The organism is Streptomyces sp. NPDC048254, assembly GCF_043201895.1.
Lineage (GTDB): Bacteria > Actinomycetota > Actinomycetes > Streptomycetales > Streptomycetaceae > Streptomyces.
Map to the genome: position 1 here is coordinate 48,353 of NZ_JBICZJ010000032.1, position 16,500 is coordinate 64,852.

Genomic DNA, 16,500 nt, shown 5'->3' on the forward strand with positions numbered 1-16,500 from the left:
GACTCTGCCGCACAATTCCGGGGTCAGGCCGTGAGTCGGTAGGCGAGGTGTTCGAGGCGGCTGCTGCGGGTGTGGTGCCGGTCGTGTGCGGTCCAGTACGCGTCGAGCCGGATCACGTTGAGCGCGGTTGCGGAGAAGGCGTGCTGGAGGCGGCTTTCGGCAGTCCGCGGTAGCGGGCCCGGCGCATGCCCGTGACGTCCAGGGCCTGGTTGATGGTGCCCTCCACTCCCGCACGTAGGGCGTACTTGGCCCTCCAGGTCTCGGTCTTCTGCTCGGCGCGGGCCCGGACGAGGGCCTCGTGCGGTGCCCTGGGCCGCAGGGTGAGCATGCGCCGGCCCAGCGCGGAGCTGCTGCACTGTTCCTGGAAGGGACAGGGGCGGCAGGTGCGGACACTGAAGGTGATGACGATCGCGTCCGCGCCGTGCTGCTTCACCGGATTCCAGTGCGCGCTGCTCTTCCCGGCGGGACAGCGGACCTGGCGGGCCTTCCAGTCGATGGCGAAGGCGTTCTTGCCGAAGCCGGCGTGGGCCTTGGCCTGGGCGGAGTGGTCCAGCAGGACAGGGGTGACCATACGGGTGCCCTGCTTCAGCGCGGCGGTGATGAGATCGGCGGAGGGGTAACCGGAGTCGAGGTAGTGCTCGCCGGGTTTCACCCCGTGCTCGGCCAGGCACCGCTAAACAGGCTCGCGGTCTTCTTTAACCGTGCGCGTTCGGAGGCGGTCAGGCTTATCGGGCGGGCGGCGCAGGCCGGCATGGCGGGCGGACCGATCGGCAGAAGCGGAAGAGGTCGCGGGTGTCCGTCGGCTCAGGCGGTTCCAGGCCGTCGGAACGTGTCGGCGTTACGCGCGCACCAGTCCGCGAAAGTCCGCGGCCTGCGTCCGAGCAGCCGCTCAACGGTGTCCGTCCGGAACCCGACGGTATCGGTGCGCATGAGGGTGAAGCCCTCCGTGATGGCGTCGGCGAGTACCTGAGGTGCCCCGTTGGGGAAGCGGAACCGTACGGCCTCGGCCGGTGTGGCCGCTTCGCGGACCTCGATGTCGTGGCCGATCGTCTCGGAGATGATCCGGACCTGCTCGGTGACGGTGAGCATCTCGTCGCCGGTGAGGACGTACTCCTTGTCCTGGTGGCCGGCCTCGGTCAGGGCGAGGGCGGCGACCGCGGCGATGTCCGCGGGGTCGATCGGCGCGTAGCGGCCCGGGCCGACCGGGTCGAGGACGTAGTTTTCCTCGCGGATGGTGGGTAGCCAGTCGAGGGCGTTGGTCATGAAGCCGCCGGGCCGCAGGAATGTGGCGGGTATGCCGGAGGCGCGGATGATCTTCTCGCGTTCGTGGTGCCAGCGTCCCATGGCCGGTATCGGGTTGAAGGCGACATGGAAAGAGGACAGGTGCACGATGTGGTGGACGTCGGCGGCCTCGGCGGCGGCGATGGCGGCGGCGGTGTAGTCGGTGCCGATGCCCTGTGTGAGCAGGAAGAGTTTGTCGACGCCGGCGAAGGCGGGAGCCAGTGTCGTGGGTTCCCCCAGGTCGCCGACGGCGCGCTCTGCGCGCTCGGGCAGTCGTGCGGCGCGGGCGGGGTCGCGGACGAGGAGACGTAGCTTCGCGCCTTTCGCGTCGAGTTCGCGGGTGAGTTCACGGCCGATGTTCCCGGTGGCTCCGGTGACCAGTATCATCATGGCTCCCCAAAATCGTTTGCCGTCTAGCGAATCCGAGGGAACGTTAGCCGGTGAATGATTAGCCGTCAATCGACTTGCTTGTAGCTCGGGCAGCTACTCCCGCACTCACCGAAAGGCCGCGATGTCAGAGTTCCTGGACCTGCACGGCAGAACGTCGAAGGTGCTCCGGGCCCTGGCCGACGCGGCCATGCGACGCCACGGGCTGCACGTCGGACAGAACTACCTGCTCGCCGTGCTGTGGGAGCGGGACGGCAGCACGCCCGGCGAAGTCGCCGCCGCGCTGAACGTCACGACTCCCACCGTCGTCAAGATGGCCGACCGGATGACTGCAGCCGGGCTGCTCATCCGTCGCCGCGACGACCGGGACAACCGCCTCGTCCGGCTCTGGCTCACCGACGCGGGGCGTGCGCTACAGAAACCGGTCGAGGCGGAACGGCGGTCGATCGAGGAGAAGGTCACCGCGGATCTCACCGAGACCGAACGCGAATCCCTCTTGAATGCCCTGACGAAGGTCCACCAGGCGGCGAGCGAGCTACTGAGCGAGCCCATCGATCACCGCGACTCGGCCATCACCTGACACTCCCACGCCCCGTGTCCGACCAGATTCGACAAGCACGAAGACGTGTTCTTGCCCACCAACGACTTCCTCGATCCCCGAGGATGCCTTGGACTGCGCGACCAGCCGCTTGAACTCACACTCACGTCAACCCTCGAAGGACTTCCGGAGCCGACCACTTAGAAGTCATCTCATCTGGCGAGTCTGCGATAGCAGATGAGGGTGCAGGCGATGCTGGTGAAGGCCAGGAAGTGGGCGGCCTTGCGTTCGTAGCGGCGGTGCAGCCGACGGCACCCGGCGAGCCAGGCCATGGTCCGTTCGATGGTCCAACGGTGGCGCCCCAGGCGCTTGGAGGACTCGATGCCTTTGCGTGCGATGCGGTGCCCGATGCCTCGCTGGCGTAACCATCGGCGTAGGTGGTCGTAGTCGTAGCCCTTGTCACCGTGGAGCTTGGCCGGCCTTCGCCGGCGGGGTCCGCGACGGGAGCGGATGGGCGGGATGCCCCGCACGAGCGGTTCGAGGGCCTGGCTGTCGTGCAGGTTCGCGCCGGAGATCCCGACAGACAGGGGCAGTCCGGTCCGCTCGGTGATCAAGTGGATCTTCGAGCCGTACTTACCCCGGTCTACCGGATTCGGACCTGTCAGGTCCCCCTTTTCAGGGCCCGCATGTTCACCGAATCGATCGCGCAGCGCGACCAGTCCAGTTCACCACGGGAGCCGAGTTCATCGAGGACCAGGCGATGGAGCTTCGCCCACACTCGGGCCTTCGACCACTCGGCGAAGCGACGGTGGGCCGTGGCTCCCGACGGCCCGAACGAGGCGGAGGGCAGTTGCTGCCACGTGCAGCCCGACGTCGCCACGAACATGATCGCAGCCGGCACCTCCCGGTCGCCATGCCGGCGTCGGCCGCCTCCCTGAGGCCGGGTCGGCGCTTCCGGGACCACGCGTTGGAACAGCTCCCACAGCTCATCCGGCACCAGCCGCTCAACGATTCCCACGCCAGCAGATTATCGAACACACCAAATGAGATGACCTCTTACCCGGCCCAGGGCCGCACCCCGTGGCGCCGTTGAGACATGTCGCAGGTGTGACACCGGAGGCCAGTGACATGCTCACCGCCACAGCAGATTCTGTCGGACAGCGCGTGACTCCCAGCTGTACGAGAGGTGCTTGGCTGATGGCATGGATCCGCCTGACGGCGGCGATATCGACAGGATTGCTGCTGGCCGCCGGAGGCGTACCGGCCGCCTCCGCCCGGACGCCCCAGGACACCGCGGCGCGACCCGCCGACGGCCAGGGCGCGCCGCCCGTGACCGTACGCCTGGTGACCGGCGACCGCGTGACGGTGACGCCGGGGGCCGACGGCCGCCGCGCCGCCTCGGTCGAGCCGGGACCCGGCCGTGAGGGCATCGTCTTCCGCACGTACCAGGAGGACGGCGGCGACCTGACGGTGCTGCCGTCGGACGCCGCGGACCTGGTCTCCGCCGGGACGCTGGACCGGCGTCTGTTCGACGTCTCCACCCTGATCGCCCAGGGCTACGACGAGGCCGCCACCTCCGCGCTGCCGCTGATCGTCTCCGCCTCCCCGCGCGGCGGCGTGGCCCGGACGACCGCGAAGAGCGAGAAGGCCGCGGCCGCCGTCGCGGACCGGGTCGCCGCGTTCAACGAGGCATCGGCCCCGGCGCGGACCCTTTCCAGTATCGGCGCGCGGTCGCTGCGCCTCGCGGACGACGACCTCGGCGCCTTCTGGAAGGCCTTGAACCCGGGCGACGCCGAGGGCACCGCCCGCGCCGCCGCGACCCCGCGGGTGTGGCTGGACGGCCGGGTCGCGCCGGTGCTGGACCGCAGCACGGCGCAGATCAACGCGCCTGCGGCGTGGAAGGCCGGGTACGAGGGCCAGGGCGTGAAGGTGGCCGTGCTGGACACCGGTGTGGACGCCACCCACCCCGATCTGGCGGGCCGGATCGCGGAGTCGAAGGACTTCTCGGGCAGCGGGAACACCGTGGACCACTTCGGGCACGGCACGCATGTGGCGTCGATCGTCGGCGGTACGGGCGCGGCGTCCTCCGGTTCCCGCAAGGGTGTGGCGCCGAAGGCGGAGCTGCTGATCGGCAAGGTGCTCGGCGACGACGGCTACGGCTCGGAGTCGCAGGTCATCGACGGCATGGAGTGGGCGGCCGCCGAGCACGCCAAGGTCGTCAACATGAGCCTCGGCTCCGACGAGCCGACCGACGGCACCGACCCGATGAGCCAGGCCCTCGACACGCTGTCCGCCTCTGGCGACACCCTCTTCGTCGTCGCGGCGGGCAACGCGGGCCAGAGCGGGGACTCCACGATCGGTTCGCCCGGTGCGGCCGACGCCGCGCTGACGGTGGGCGCTGTGGACCGCGACGACTCCCTCGCCTCCTTCTCCAGCCGCGGTCCGCGCCTCGGCGACAAGGCCGTCAAGCCCGACGTGACCGCCCCCGGCGTCGGTATCGTCGCCGCGCGCGCGTCCGGCACCACCATGGGCGACCCGGTCGACGCGAACTACACGGCGGCGTCCGGCACCTCGATGGCGACCCCGCACGTGGCGGGTGCCGTCGCGCTGATCGCGCAGCAGCACCCCGGCTGGACCGGCCAGCAGTTGAAGGACGCGCTGATCAGCACCGCGCACACCGTGCCGGGCACGAAGGTGACCGAGCAGGGCGGCGGCCGGATCGACGTCGCCGCGGCCATGGGCGCGGTCACGGCCACCGGCAGCGTGCTGCTGCCCGCCGTCCAGGTGGGAGGCGACAAGCAGCAGTCGGCGACCCTGCACTACACCAACACCGGTGACAGGGCAGTGGACCTGAAGCTGAGCGTGGCCCTGGCCAACTCCGACGGCGTGGCCCTGACGGCCGGTGTCGTCGCGCCCGGTGCGAGCACCGTCCACCTCGCCCCCGGCGCCTCCGCCGACGTGCCGCTGAGCACCGACCCGAAGGACGCCAAGCGCGGCGCCTACTACGGCTACGCCACCGCGACCGGCGCGGACGGCAGCGTCCTCGCCCACACCACGCTCTCCCTGGTCGTGCACGCGCCGCTGCACCGGCTCACCGTGATCGCCCGCGACCGCGCGGGCAAGGTGCTGCCGGGCTGGCTGCCGACGATCTGGGGCCAGGACGGCTTCGTCTCGTACACCAGTGCCGACCCCGCGGTCGCCGTCGTCGAGGAGGGTACCTACCAGGTCGACTTCAGCACTCTGGACAAAGCCTCGGACGGCCAGGAACTGGTCGAGGTGATCAACCCGCAGGTGAAGGTCTCCAAGGACACCACGGAGACGCTGGACGCCTCCAAGGTCACCCAGGTGCAGATCCGCACGCCCGAGCCCGCCGAGCAGCGCGGGATCCTCAGCTACCAGACGTACCGGCGCATCGAGGGACATGGCCTGATCCAGGGCGTCATGTTCTTCGACGTCGCCAAGCGCATCTACGTCAGCCCGACCGCGCAGGTCACCGACGGCACCTTCGAGTTCGCCTCGCGCTGGCAGATGACGGCCCCGCAGTTGCGGGCGAAGGTGTCCGGCACCTCGGCGCCCTTCGCCCCGTACTACCTGCCGACCTCTCCGGTCTTCGACGACAAGGGCCTCCGGCTGACCGCGGTGGACGCCGGAGCGGGCACCGCCGCGGACCTCAAGGCCGCCCACGTGCGCGGGAAGCTCGCTGTCGTCCGCTACGACTTCGGCAACGACACCGAGCTGGCGCAGGCCGCCGCGGACGCCGGGGCCAAGGCGCTGATGCTCGTCATGCCCGAGGGCTTCTTCCCCTGGACGCGCTGGCAGCCGGAGGGCGACCGCCTCGCGCTGCCGATCATGCGCGCCGGCGCGACGGAGGGCACCGACCTGCTGAAGCGCGCCGGTGCACACCCCACCACGGTGGGCTTCTCCGGCACGGTGAAGAGCCCCTACCTGTACGACGTGATGCAGGTGTCCCAGCAGCGGGTTCCCGAGAAGCTGGTGTACACGGTCAGCGAACGCAACAGCGCGGTGGTGAAGGCCGCCTACACCCGCACCGGCGCCTCGGCCTGGGCGAGCGAGCAGCGTTTCGGCTGGCGCCCCTACCAGGAGTTCGCCTGGAACCAGTACACCCGTGACGTGCCGGTGGGACAGCAGCGCACCGAGTACGTGACGGCCGGTGACACGTTGTGGAGCCACACCGTGCACCACGACACCGTCATGGACCGCGACCTCGAGCTGGGCGTCGGCATGCAGGACGCCGCCCGCACCTACCGGCCCGGGCAGCACGCCGCGGAGAAGTGGTTCGCGGGGCCGGTGCGCCCGTCGATCCCGCACGGCGTGACGGGCTGGCCCGGCTCGGTGCGCAACGGCGACACCTTGTCCCTGTACATCCCGGAATTCACCGACTCCCAGTCCGGCCACTGGTCGTTCGCAGAGGCCAGCTCGCTGGGTGGCGGTGTAGGCACCGGTGCCGCGGCGTCCGCGGTGGGCGACCCGAGCGACGTGGCCCACGCCGAGGTGTACCGCAACGGCCGGCTCGTGGCGCAGTCCGGCACCGGGGCCTGGGGCGCATTCGAGGTGCCCGCGGGCAAGGCCGGCTACCGGCTGGACCTCACCACCGCCCGTACCTCCGCCGACTGGCAGTTCGGCACCGGCACCAGGACGTCCTGGACGTTCACCTCGGACACCGCGGCGACGGCCACGCTGCTGCCGCTGCTCCAGGTCGACTACAGCGCGCCGGTGGACCTCCGCAACGCGGTGGGTCCGCGCCGGTCGCACACGCTGGGTCTGAACGTACGGATGCCGGACGGCCTGGCCGCCCCGCGCGGGGTTACGCTCAAGGTCGAGGCGTCCTACGACGACGGCCGTACCTGGCACACCGCGCACACCGCCCGCACCGCGCGGCACGGCGGCACGCGGTTCACCGCCGCGGTCGAACGGCCGTCGGGGGTGCACGGGGACGCGTACGTCAGCCTGCGGGTGACCGCTGTGGACGCCGCGGGGAACACCGTGCGGCAGACGGTCGACCGCGCCTACCTGCACCGCGGCCCCTCCTCGGGGCGGTGACGGCGGCCCCGCGCAACGGCTGAACGACGGCGGGTGCCCGGGCGGAAGCCCTGGCACCCGCCGTTTGCTTGCCCGGTGGTGGCTCGCGGTGCAAACTTCAACGGGCCGTTCCGCTTCTCGGGGCCGGCCGCGGCGAGGGAGGGGCACGGCATGCTGGAGGCGGCAGGTCTCACGGCGATCGAGGAGACGGTCTACCGGCTCCTGGTCGGGACCGCGACCGCGTCGGCCGAGGAGGTCGCCGACCGGACCGGGCTCCCGCGCGACTCCGTCGAGGCCGTGCTCGCGGCGCTGCGCGGCAAGGGCCTCGCCAGCCCCACCGACCGCGATCCGCTGCACTACGCCGCCGTACCGCCCGACGTGGCACTGCTGCCGCGGTTGCAGCGTAACGCCGACGCGCTCGACAAGGCCCGTACCGCCGTCACCGACCTCCTCGACAGCTACCGCAGTACGCGCCGCAGGCACGACCCCGGCCAGCTCATCGAGGTCATCACCGGAGCGGAGGCGCTGCGCCAGCACCTGCGGCAGATGCAGGACAACGCGTGCCACGAGATGCTCTGGTTCTGCAAGGCGCAGTACGTGGCGATGCCCTCAGGCAGCAACCGCGCCGAGTACGACGCCCTCGCCCGCGGGGTGCGCTACCGCGTCCTGTACGAGCAGGCCTTCTTCAACGACGAGGGCGCCGTCGACAACGTCGTGGAAGGTGTGCGCGCCGGTGAGGTGGCCCGCTCGGTCCCGCACCTGCCGCTGCGCCTGGCCGTGGCCGACCGCGCCATCGCCATCTGCCCGCTGGTCCCCGGTGGGCCCCAGGGCAGTCCCCAGGTGGCGACGGCCGCGCTGGTGCGAGGCAGCAGCCTGCTGGAGGCGCTCATCTCGCTCTTCGAGCGCTACTGGGAGACCGCGGTCCCGCTGAACGTCAGCGCGTCCGGCGGGGTGGAGGGCACCGGCGGGGTCGTCGACGCCGACCCGCTGGCCGAGACCGACCGCCGGCTGCTCTCGCTGCTCGTGGCGGGTGTCGCCGACAAGGCCATCGCGAGTCAGATGGGGCTGAGCAGGCGCACCGTGCAGCGCCACATCCAGCACATGATGACGCTCGCCGGCGCCGACACGCGGATGCAGCTCGCCTGGCAGGCCGCTCGCCGCGGCTGGCTCTGAGTCCCGCCACTCCCAGGCGAACTGACTGCTCGTCAGTCCTGGTGGGTCACCGTCCGATGCGGGGCCGGCCCGGCGCGGCCGAGCCCGTACGGACCGGTCGCGGCGGCCGGGCGGCGGGCCCGGTGGCATCGGCCGGCGGCGACCAGGCGGGCATGCTCGCCGGGGATTCCCGCTGACAGGGCCGGTTCTCGCCGTCACCGGGAGTCACCATGCAGGGAGCCAACCCTGTCCCACCCATCGCAGCACAAGGCCGGGGAACAGTGGTGCGAGGGCCTGCACGATGAGTCCCTGACGTCCGGGAGCGGATCCAGCAGTTGGACGGTCTGGGCGAAGGTGCGGCGGGTGCGGCGGGTGGGGTCAGCGGTTGCTCCCGGGGGTGAGGCCAAGTGCGGTCATCAACTGCTGCTGGCCGGGGGCGAGAACAGGCCAGGTGGTGAGCCGGCGGTGTAGCCAGGAACCGATCTCCACGCCGCCGTGGCAGCCGCGCCAGGGCCCGATGTCCGCGACAAGCACGACGCCGCCTGGCGCACCCGCCTCGCCGCGGCCGCCGATGCTGGGTTGTGGTCGTCGGGTGCCGGCAAGTCCCACGCTTCGAGAAGACGGTCCGGAAGCGGAGGAAAGAAGTTGCACCGAGCTGTCGGGCGATGCCCGCGGGGTAGTAGGCGCGGTCGTACTGGGCGGCGGCCAACTCGCGCAACACAGCAGCGTCCCCGTACCGCTTGGAGGCCCACACCAGCTCCTTCTCCGCCGCCGCGACGTACCCCCTCGCGATCCGCGGACTTCGGGCCGAACAGCACCGCCTGGGCTTCTGGGCTGGGCCGGCACCCGCTCCGGGGAGGAGAGTGCCATAGTCTGAGCGATCATTCCGCCCCTCGATGCACCGACCACATGGGCGCGTGCAACACCCAGCGCGGTGAGCAGGCCAAGGCCGTCGTCGGCCATGTCGAGAAGCCGGTAAGGAACCATCGCCTGGGCGGCGGGTATGTCACCCGAGCTCACGGTGGCAATGAGCTTCCCCATGTCCACGGGGTGACTGTCGAACGTGGTGGACAGCCCGCAGTCACGGTTGTCGTACCGGATCACGTAACGGCCGCGATCTGCCAGCGCCTGGCAGAAGTCCTCGTGCCAGGCGAGCATCTGCGCCCCGAAACCCATCACGAGCAGGACAGGCGGGTCCCCAGGGTCGCCGAACCTTTCGTATGCCATGGAGACTCCGGGAGACACATCAAAGATCGACATACGCGGACCGCCGACCGCAAAGCGCACCCGGAATACGGCCTGTGACATGCGCGTCCACCTCCAGGGCCGCCCGTGATCCGCCGGACAGGTCGACAGGTTCAGGGGTAGAGGCCGGCCCGGAAGGTGAAGGAGACCCGTTGGGCTCGGTCGCGGGCGCCGACCTTTGTCATGGCTCGGGCCGCGCGCGTCTTCACGGTGTACGGCGACACGGACATCCGGGCCGCGATCTCGTCGTTGCCGGGACCGCTCGCGACCAGAACGACCACGTCTCGCTCCCTGGGGGTCAGAGCGCTGAAGCGCCGCAGCAGTTCCTTGTCGATCAGCGGGGGCGGACTGTCGGTCATGTGACCGAGGAGCGCGGCCGTGGCAGCGGCCGACAGCGCACCGCCACCGCGCACGACCTCGGTGATTCCGTCGACGAGTTCAGCAGGGCTCACGGTCTTGCTCAGGAAGCCGTTGGCGCCCGCGCGCAGGGCGGCGAGGACGATGTCGTCCTGGCCGGGGAAAGCGTCGAACAGATAGCGGCCTACGACCTGATTTCGGCTTCGTCCGGCCTGGTGCAGGAACGCGCGGTTGGTGTCGACGAAGATCCGCTTGGGTGGTCGTTGGTCTGGTCGTGGGGAAGAGGGAGTCGCGGCCGTGGATCGTCTCGGATGAATTGTGGTCGCTCATCGAGCCGTTGCTGCCTGAGCCGGCGCCGAAGGTGGTCGAGGGCCGGCCGCGGATGCCGGACCGGCAGGCGTTGTGCGGGATTCTGTTCGTGCTGCATACCGGCATCCAGTGGGAGTACCGCCGCAGGAGCTGGGCTTCGGTTCGGGGATGACGTGCTGGAGGCGTCTGGCCGCCTGGAACGAGGCCGGCGTGTGGGACGCACTGCACCTGGTGCTGCTGAACAAGCTGCGGGCCGCGAAGAAGTTGGACTGGTCACGGGCGTTGATCGACTCCTCCCACGTCCGGGCCGCCCGACGCGGCCCAAAAGCCGACCCAGCCCGGTCGATCGCGCACGGCCGGGCAGCAAGCACCACGTCGTCACCGACGCCCAGGGCATCCCGCTCGCGGTGTCGCTGACCGGCGGAAACCGCAACGACGTCACCCAGCTCCTGCCCCTGCTCGACAAGATCCCGGCCGTCGCCGGAGTCGTGGGCCGGCCCAGACACCGGCCCGACGCGCTCCTTGCCGACCGCGGCTACGACCACGACAAGTACCGGCGCCTGGTGTGGCAGCGCGGCATCCACCCGGTCATCGCCCAGCGAGGCGTCGAACACGGCTCTGGCCTGGGCATCTTCCGGTGGGTGGTCGAGCGCACCATCGCCTGGCTGCAGGTCTACCGGATTCGGACCTGTCAGGTCCCCCTTTTCAGGGCCCGCATGTTCACCGAATCGATCGCGCAGCGCGACCAGTCCAGTTCACCACGGGAGCCGAGTTCATCGAGGACCAGGCGATGGAGCTTCGCCCACACTCGGGCCTTCGACCACTCGGCGAAGCGACGGTGGGCCGTGGCTCCCGACGGCCCGAACGAGGCGGAGGGCAGTTGCTGCCACGTGCAGCCCGACGTCGCCACGAACACGATCGCAGCCGGCACCTCCCGGTCGCCATGTCGGCGTCGGCCGCCTCCCTGAGGCCGGGTCGGCGCTTCCGGGACCACGCGTTGGAAGGTACGCCCTTCGCGTGCCACCCGAGCCACGATCCACAGGTCTTGAGCGTTGCTCGGCACGCTGAGGCCCCCAGCCCCCAGCCCCGCCAGGACCGCTCCGGGGTCGAGGGTCGTCGCCATGGGGTTGAAAGGGGGCTTTGACAGCGTCGAGCATGCCTCTTCCCCGTGGACGAGGGTGACAGTGAGTGTCTCGCTGATGTGGGTGGGTTCGTCGTTGTCGCCGACGGGGTTGTGGGTGCGGCACTGGCCGTGCTGCAGGGGATGGTGGCCGTCATGCCGCACGCTCCACGGGAGCGGCGTGGTTGACGGTGCGGGCGAGCTGCCGCAGGTGGGCGGCGAAGCTCACCAGGTCGCCAGCCACGTCGGCGCACCCGACACAGACGCCCACGGGCAGCGGATCCGGCGTTGCCGGAACTGCGGCAGCCACGTGTCCACGAGCGGCAAGGGCAAACCACACTCGCCCAGCGGCAAGGCACAATGTGCTCAGGAGCCCTCGACAGAGGACGCGTCCTGACGGCAGACGTCTCACACTCGTCTCACAGACCCCACGGAAGAGCGCAGGTCGGAGTGCATCCGACCTGCGCTCTCTGCACTCTATGGACGATTCGGCGGCCCTCTGGACCCCGAGTAAATTAGGTAGCGGGATGCTCAGCAAGCCGTTCTCGCAGGTATCCGGTTGTCTATTCGATTTCGAGGGGGCACCCGTCGAGCGTGCTGCGGAGCGCGAGTGCCGCGTGCGTGGCCCGTTCGCTCAAGATCCGGTCGTGCGCCTCGCGGTCCCCTACGGTCGCAGGGGCGAGGTGCGCAAGTCGGTATCCCGTCCGTCACACTGGTCGCATGCCCGGAGGAACGAGACGTGGGAAGAAGCCGCGCGACTACGCCGTGTCCGGCGACTGGCCGTACTCGGTGATGGACAGCGTCCGGCAGGCGCAGGTGGGGCAGGCCGTTGCCCGGGCCCTGGCAGAGGCGATGGAGCGACGCGGCTTCTCGGCCAACGCACTGGCCGACGCCTCCGGCGTCAACCGGCAGGTCATCTCCAACATCCTCGCCGGAACCGTATGGCCTGACATGTTTACGCTCGCGAGTCTTGAGGCCTCGCTCGACGAGATGCTCTGGCCGCGTCACACCGAATGGCCAATGGACGATGACGGTGCCCGTCACCAGCCCATTCCCTCGCGTCGGCGTAGCGGCGAGGGGTAGTTGACGGCCAGGCCGAACGGTCTGGAAAAGTCCGATGATGTGTCTGTCGCATAGGGGTCGACCTCCCGATCGGGGGAAAAGGCAGGCCGAACACCCCCTCGTCCGAGAATGACCCGGTAGCGTTGGGGTGCGGCCCAGAGTCGTCAGACCGCCCCCCGCGCGTGCTGCGTCGGCCTAGGAACCTTGCTGGCGCGCGGGAGGCGGTCGCCTAATGGGACCTTCTAGGCGGCCTCCGTAGCTGTGGCCGCGACGAAGTAGCGGAGTCGGCTGTCCCGGTGCTTCTTCAGCACGAGTTCCTTCTTGGCCAGATCGTCCAGGAGAGCCCGAGCACGGTTGTGCGCCTTCTGGTCGGCCTCGGCCTCCGGGCCCTCCAGCCGTACCGCGAGCAGCCTCGGGGTCCACTCCTGGCCGGGAACGCTGTGACGATCTGCAGGACCTGCAGGCTGCGCGGGCCGAGATTCGAAGCGTCAAATGCCGTCGGCTCACCGGTCGCGGCTGCGCGGGTGCCCTCGGCGGTCGGCCCGGCGGCCGCCGTCTCCGTCGGGTCCGCGACTCGCTCTCGCCGCTGTCGGCGCCATCCCGGTTGTCAGGATCAGACACATCCTTGAACATGGCGTCTCCATCGAGCCGCCCGCTGCGAAGAGCGACCCCGGCCTGCGCCGCCGCGAGGAGTGTCTCCTGGACGTGCAGCGCCCGCTCGCGGGTGACCACCACCTGCTGGCGCTCGGAGCGCACCGCCGCCATCTGTGATTCCAGAGCCGCGACTCCCGACGCCAACCGGTTGAGCTGGGCGTCGTGCTCGGCCAGCTTGGCATCACACTGGTGGATCAGGGCCCCCATGTCCGCCACGACCCAGCTGGGGTTGGCGGAGGCAGTGGCACCGTCGGTGGGCTGCATGGCGATCACCGTAGGGCCTTGCCGGCACAGGCACGCACGCTCGGCTCCGAGCCAGACCGATCTGCCCGGAGTGCAAGGTGTGTTGGCTGTCCAACGCGCGCAGTTTCCCAGGCCCTTGCATGCCGCCGGTGTGCGCTGCTCTGACCTCGTGTGACGACCTTGAGAGTCGCTACGGCGCCTGTGCAGGAGACCTGCGAACCTGACCGCAGCCCAGTTGCCGGAGGTGTTCAGGAGGGGCCGTGACACCCCAGATTTCCAAGGCAGGGCAGGAGGTAGCGCCCGAAGGCTGACCGCCCAGCCAGCAGCTCCTGCCTAGAGTCAGCTGCCACAGGAACCCCTCATCCGGAGAAGCGAACAGCGCCTGCGCCGCTCTCGTACCGGGCAGCCTGCAGCACGGGCTGAGACGGCTCATCCAGGCCTCCCATTGAACCCGCCCTGCCCCCGGAAAATTCTTGTCATCCAATAGAGCGGCAAGAAGGGAGCGCAGGTGACAGGTCAGGTGCGCGCGTCTCGAAACGGTGCTGTCGGCTCGGAGAGTGTGGCCCGCGGCTCAGCTGTGCCCTGGCGCCTGGCGAGTGTCCTCAGCAACGTGTTCAGGTCTCCGGCGCGCGTGATCACTTGTCGTCTGGGCCCGTAAGGCCGAAGTGGGCGGTTCTGTCCCCATGGCATGCAGGCAGAGCGGCCGCTGTGATGAACCCGGGTACTGCACCCGTCGCGCGTCTTCGCCCAGTCGTGATCGGCCCGGCTGCACGGCGCTTGCTGCTGGTGCCGACCCGCGTCGTGCCCCAGGTCACTCGGGGCATTCCCTTGAGCTCCGCCCCGGGCCGGTAGATCGTCACCCAGACCAGAACGGCGGCGCCGTTGACGGACAGCTGCCCTGCAGGGTGTCGGGGAAAGCGCGCAGGTGGCCTTCGGTGTCGACGAGGGCGACCGCGCACGGGCCGCACACAGCTGGGACGGCTTGTGCAGGTGGGCCGGCAGATGGGTGCCGCGCCCCTCGAAGCCATGGAAAGAAAGACCTGAGGCCCTCAGACGCCACTGACCGAGGGGGACGCGACGGGAGGTGCTCAGTCGAAGCGCAGATCCGAGAGTTGTTTCTTGGGCAGGGTCGGGTCGTCCACGGGCACCGGATGCGCTGCTCTGGTGGCCAGGATCGAGGCCATCTCCCTGCCTGCCCGGCGTATGCGTGCGGGCAGGCCTTCCGTGTGCGCGTCGCTGCCGGATCCCCAGTCCTCCGATGCCGCGTACACGCCGGTCGGAAGGGCCACGGTCCGCAGGTAGGTGAAGAGCGGGCGCAGTGCGTGATCCAGGACAAGGGAGTGGCGGGCCGTGCCGCCCGTCGCGCCGATCAGGACCGGCTTGCCCGCGAGCGCGCCCGGATCGAGCAGATCGAAGAAGGACTTGAAAAGCCCGCTGTACGCGGCGCTGAACACCGGTGTCACGGTGACCAGGCCGTCGGCGCTCGTCACCGCTTCGAGCGCGCCGGCCAGCTGCGGTGGGGGAAAACCGGTGACGAGGTTGTTGGCGATGGCGACAGCCAGGGCACGCAACTCGATGACATCCACTTCCGCCTTGTGGCCTTGATCGGCGAGTTCGTCGCGGACTGTGTCGGTGAGACGGTCCGCCAGTAGGCGCGTGGACGAGGGGGTGCTCAGACCTGCGGATACGGCGACGAGCTTCATGCGGCGGTTACCCCTTCCGAAGAGTTCTCCTGAGCGGAAGCGAGTAGCGACGCGTGGGTCGGCGCCTCCGGTACGTCCGCAGGGCGTCCGACGGCGAACTCCTTGCGCAGTACGGGTACGACCTCCTCGCCGAGCAGGTCGAGCTGCTCCAGCACGGTCTTCAGCGGCAGCCCGGCGTGGTCCATGAGGAACAGTTGGCGCTGGTAGTCACCGGCGTACTCGCGGAAGCCCAGCGTCTTCTCGATCACCTGCTGCGGGGAGCCGACCGTCAGCGGGGTCTGGTCGGTGAAGTCCTCCAGGGACGGCCCGTGCCCGTACACCGGCGCGTTGTCGAAGTACGGCCGGAACTCGCGCACCGCGTCCTGCGAGTTCCTCCGCATGAAGACCTGGCCGCCCAGGCCGACGATGGCCTGCTCGGACGTGCCGTGCCCGTAGTGGGCATAGCGCTCCCGGTACAGCTCGACCATCTGCTTCGTGTGGTCGGCCGGCCAGAAAATATTGTTGTGGAAGAAGCCGTCGCCGAAGTAGGCGGCCAGCTCGGCGATCTCCGGTGAGCGGATGGAGCCATGCCAGACGAACGGCGGTACGCCGTCCAGCGGCCGTGGGGTGGAGGTGAAGCCCTGGAGCGGGGTGCGGAACTTGCCCTCCCAGTCGACGACGTCCTCGCGCCACAGGCGGTGCAGCAGGGCGTAGTTCTCGATGGCGAGGTCGATGCCCTGCCGGATGTCCTGGCCGAACCAGGGATAGACGGGGCCGGTGTTGCCGCGGCCCATCATGAGGTCCACCCGGCCGTCGGCCAGGTGCTGGAGCATCGCGAAGTCCTCAGCGATCTTCACCGGGTCGTTGGTGGTGATCAGGGTGGTCGAGGTGGAGAGGATCAGCTTCTCCGTCTTCGCGGCGACGTACCCGAGCATCGTGGTCGGGGACGAGGGCACGAACGGCGGGTTGTGGTGCTCACCGGTCGCGAAGACGTCCAGGCCGACCTCCTCGGCCTTCAGCGCGATGGCGACCATGGCCTTGATGCGCTCGCGCTCGGTCGGCGTCCGGCCCGTGGTGGGGTCCGGTGTGACGTCGCCTACGCTGAAGATCCCGAACTGCAAGGTTCCTCCAGTTATCAGGTGATTGAGTGGTTCTCGAACGGTAGGAGTCCCCTGCATGGGTGGGATGACTGTGCGTGCACGGGAAGTGGTCCCACAGCGTTCTCCTCGCGTGCCCCGGTCGTCGGAGCGGAGGTTCCGAGCCCCAAGCCGCGCAGTGGCTGCACAAGAAGGCAGCGTTCAAGAAGGCAGCGTTCGTCGACTGGGCCGACTTACGAAGACGATGTCATCGCGACCGGCCTTGGCCCAGCGACGGTCCGTGCCCAGCTCGCGTGTAGCTCCTTAGCTCACAACCGGCGCGCAACCCGGCAG

Annotated in this window: 12 protein-coding genes and 2 pseudogenes; 5 read left to right on the top strand and 9 right to left on the bottom strand. The window is 69.7% G+C overall.

Annotated elements, in window-relative coordinates:
* Window positions 1-112: 112 nt before the first annotated feature.
* Together ACGFZQ_RS49145 and ACGFZQ_RS49150 are read right to left on the bottom strand one after the other, a co-directional pair.
* Window positions 113-652 carry a transposase gene (locus ACGFZQ_RS49145; protein ID WP_393846017.1) on the bottom strand — a complete coding sequence of 180 codons (540 nt, stop codon included), beginning with the start codon at window positions 650-652 and terminating at the stop codon, window positions 113-115.
* A gap of 152 nt (window positions 653-804) precedes the next feature.
* Window positions 805-1,671: an NAD(P)H-binding protein gene (locus ACGFZQ_RS49150; RefSeq protein WP_393846018.1), complete on the bottom strand. Its 867-nt coding sequence runs from the start codon at window positions 1,669-1,671 to the stop codon at window positions 805-807.
* Between the two features lie 121 nt (window positions 1,672-1,792).
* Between ACGFZQ_RS49150 and ACGFZQ_RS49155 the strand changes: the two genes are divergently transcribed.
* On the top strand, window positions 1,793-2,248 hold the full coding sequence (locus ACGFZQ_RS49155; protein WP_393846019.1) for a MarR family winged helix-turn-helix transcriptional regulator: 456 nt from the start codon (window positions 1,793-1,795) through the stop codon (window positions 2,246-2,248).
* A gap of 170 nt (window positions 2,249-2,418) precedes the next feature.
* Here the strand turns inward: ACGFZQ_RS49155 and ACGFZQ_RS49160 are convergent.
* Window positions 2,419-3,218 (bottom strand): IS5 family transposase gene (locus ACGFZQ_RS49160; protein ID WP_393846040.1). Its coding sequence is split into 2 segments (ribosomal slippage): window positions 2,419-2,879 and window positions 2,879-3,218, totalling 801 coding nucleotides; the frame shifts between segments, so codons are not numbered across the junction.
* A gap of 185 nt (window positions 3,219-3,403) precedes the next feature.
* Here ACGFZQ_RS49160 and ACGFZQ_RS49165 point away from each other — a divergent pair.
* On the top strand, window positions 3,404-7,267 hold the full coding sequence (locus tag ACGFZQ_RS49165) for a S8 family serine peptidase (protein WP_393846020.1): 3,864 nt from the start codon (window positions 3,404-3,406) through the stop codon (window positions 7,265-7,267).
* A gap of 150 nt (window positions 7,268-7,417) precedes the next feature.
* Complete coding sequence (locus ACGFZQ_RS49170; RefSeq protein WP_393846021.1) at window positions 7,418-8,419, top strand: helix-turn-helix domain-containing protein; 1,002 nt, start codon at window positions 7,418-7,420, stop codon at window positions 8,417-8,419.
* A gap of 357 nt (window positions 8,420-8,776) precedes the next feature.
* Here ACGFZQ_RS49170 and ACGFZQ_RS49175 read toward each other — a convergent pair whose 3' ends face one another.
* The 3 genes and pseudogenes from ACGFZQ_RS49175 to ACGFZQ_RS49185 form a co-directional block, all read right to left on the bottom strand.
* A complete protein-coding gene (locus tag ACGFZQ_RS49175; RefSeq protein WP_393846043.1) occupies window positions 8,777-8,932 on the bottom strand; it encodes a hypothetical protein in 156 nt (51 codons plus the stop codon).
* Between the two features lie 112 nt (window positions 8,933-9,044).
* A pseudogene (locus ACGFZQ_RS49180) lies at window positions 9,045-9,658 on the bottom strand (alpha/beta fold hydrolase); the annotation flags it as partial.
* Between the two features lie 98 nt (window positions 9,659-9,756).
* Complete coding sequence (locus tag ACGFZQ_RS49185; RefSeq protein WP_393846022.1) at window positions 9,757-10,095, bottom strand: response regulator transcription factor; 339 nt, start codon at window positions 10,093-10,095, stop codon at window positions 9,757-9,759.
* Window positions 10,096-10,301: 206 nt separating this feature from the next.
* Between ACGFZQ_RS49185 and ACGFZQ_RS49190 the strand changes: the two are divergent.
* Window positions 10,302-10,989 (top strand): annotated as a pseudogene (locus ACGFZQ_RS49190) (IS5 family transposase); the annotation flags it as partial.
* A gap of 11 nt (window positions 10,990-11,000) precedes the next feature.
* Here the strand turns inward: ACGFZQ_RS49190 and ACGFZQ_RS49195 are convergent.
* A complete protein-coding gene (locus tag ACGFZQ_RS49195) occupies window positions 11,001-11,432 on the bottom strand; it encodes a transposase (RefSeq protein ID WP_393846041.1) in 432 nt (143 codons plus the stop codon).
* A 717-nt stretch (window positions 11,433-12,149) separates the two neighbouring features.
* On the opposite strand from ACGFZQ_RS49195, the gene ACGFZQ_RS49200 reads away from it, so the two are divergent.
* On the top strand, window positions 12,150-12,512 hold the full coding sequence (locus tag ACGFZQ_RS49200; protein WP_393846023.1) for a helix-turn-helix domain-containing protein: 363 nt from the start codon (window positions 12,150-12,152) through the stop codon (window positions 12,510-12,512).
* A gap of 1,964 nt (window positions 12,513-14,476) precedes the next feature.
* Here ACGFZQ_RS49200 and ACGFZQ_RS49205 read toward each other — a convergent pair.
* On the bottom strand, window positions 14,477-15,091 hold the full coding sequence (locus tag ACGFZQ_RS49205) for an FMN reductase (protein WP_393846024.1): 615 nt from the start codon (window positions 15,089-15,091) through the stop codon (window positions 14,477-14,479).
* Window positions 15,088-16,191, bottom strand: a complete 1,104-nt coding sequence (locus tag ACGFZQ_RS49210; protein WP_393846025.1) for an LLM class flavin-dependent oxidoreductase — start codon at window positions 16,189-16,191, stop codon at window positions 15,088-15,090. Before ACGFZQ_RS49210 ends, ACGFZQ_RS49205 begins: the two co-directional genes overlap by 4 nt.
* Window positions 16,192-16,500: the final 309 nt, after the last annotated feature.

What these genes read in the sequence shown, in the direction of transcription:
- ACGFZQ_RS49165 (WP_393846020.1), top strand. Translation starts at nt 3,404, where the DNA reads ATGGCATGGATCCGCCTGACGGCGGCGATATCGACAGGATTGCTGCTG.
- ACGFZQ_RS49150 (WP_393846018.1), bottom strand. Translation starts at nt 1,671, where the DNA reads ATGATGATACTGGTCACCGGAGCCACCGGGAACATCGGCCGTGAACTC.
- ACGFZQ_RS49155 (WP_393846019.1), top strand. Translation starts at nt 1,793, where the DNA reads ATGTCAGAGTTCCTGGACCTGCACGGCAGAACGTCGAAGGTGCTCCGG.
- ACGFZQ_RS49195 (WP_393846041.1), bottom strand. Translation starts at nt 11,432, where the DNA reads ATGGCGACGACCCTCGACCCCGGAGCGGTCCTGGCGGGGCTGGGGGCT.
- ACGFZQ_RS49170 (WP_393846021.1), top strand. Translation starts at nt 7,418, where the DNA reads ATGCTGGAGGCGGCAGGTCTCACGGCGATCGAGGAGACGGTCTACCGG.
- ACGFZQ_RS49205 (WP_393846024.1), bottom strand. Translation starts at nt 15,091, where the DNA reads ATGAAGCTCGTCGCCGTATCCGCAGGTCTGAGCACCCCCTCGTCCACG.
- ACGFZQ_RS49200 (WP_393846023.1), top strand. Translation starts at nt 12,150, where the DNA reads ATGCCCGGAGGAACGAGACGTGGGAAGAAGCCGCGCGACTACGCCGTG.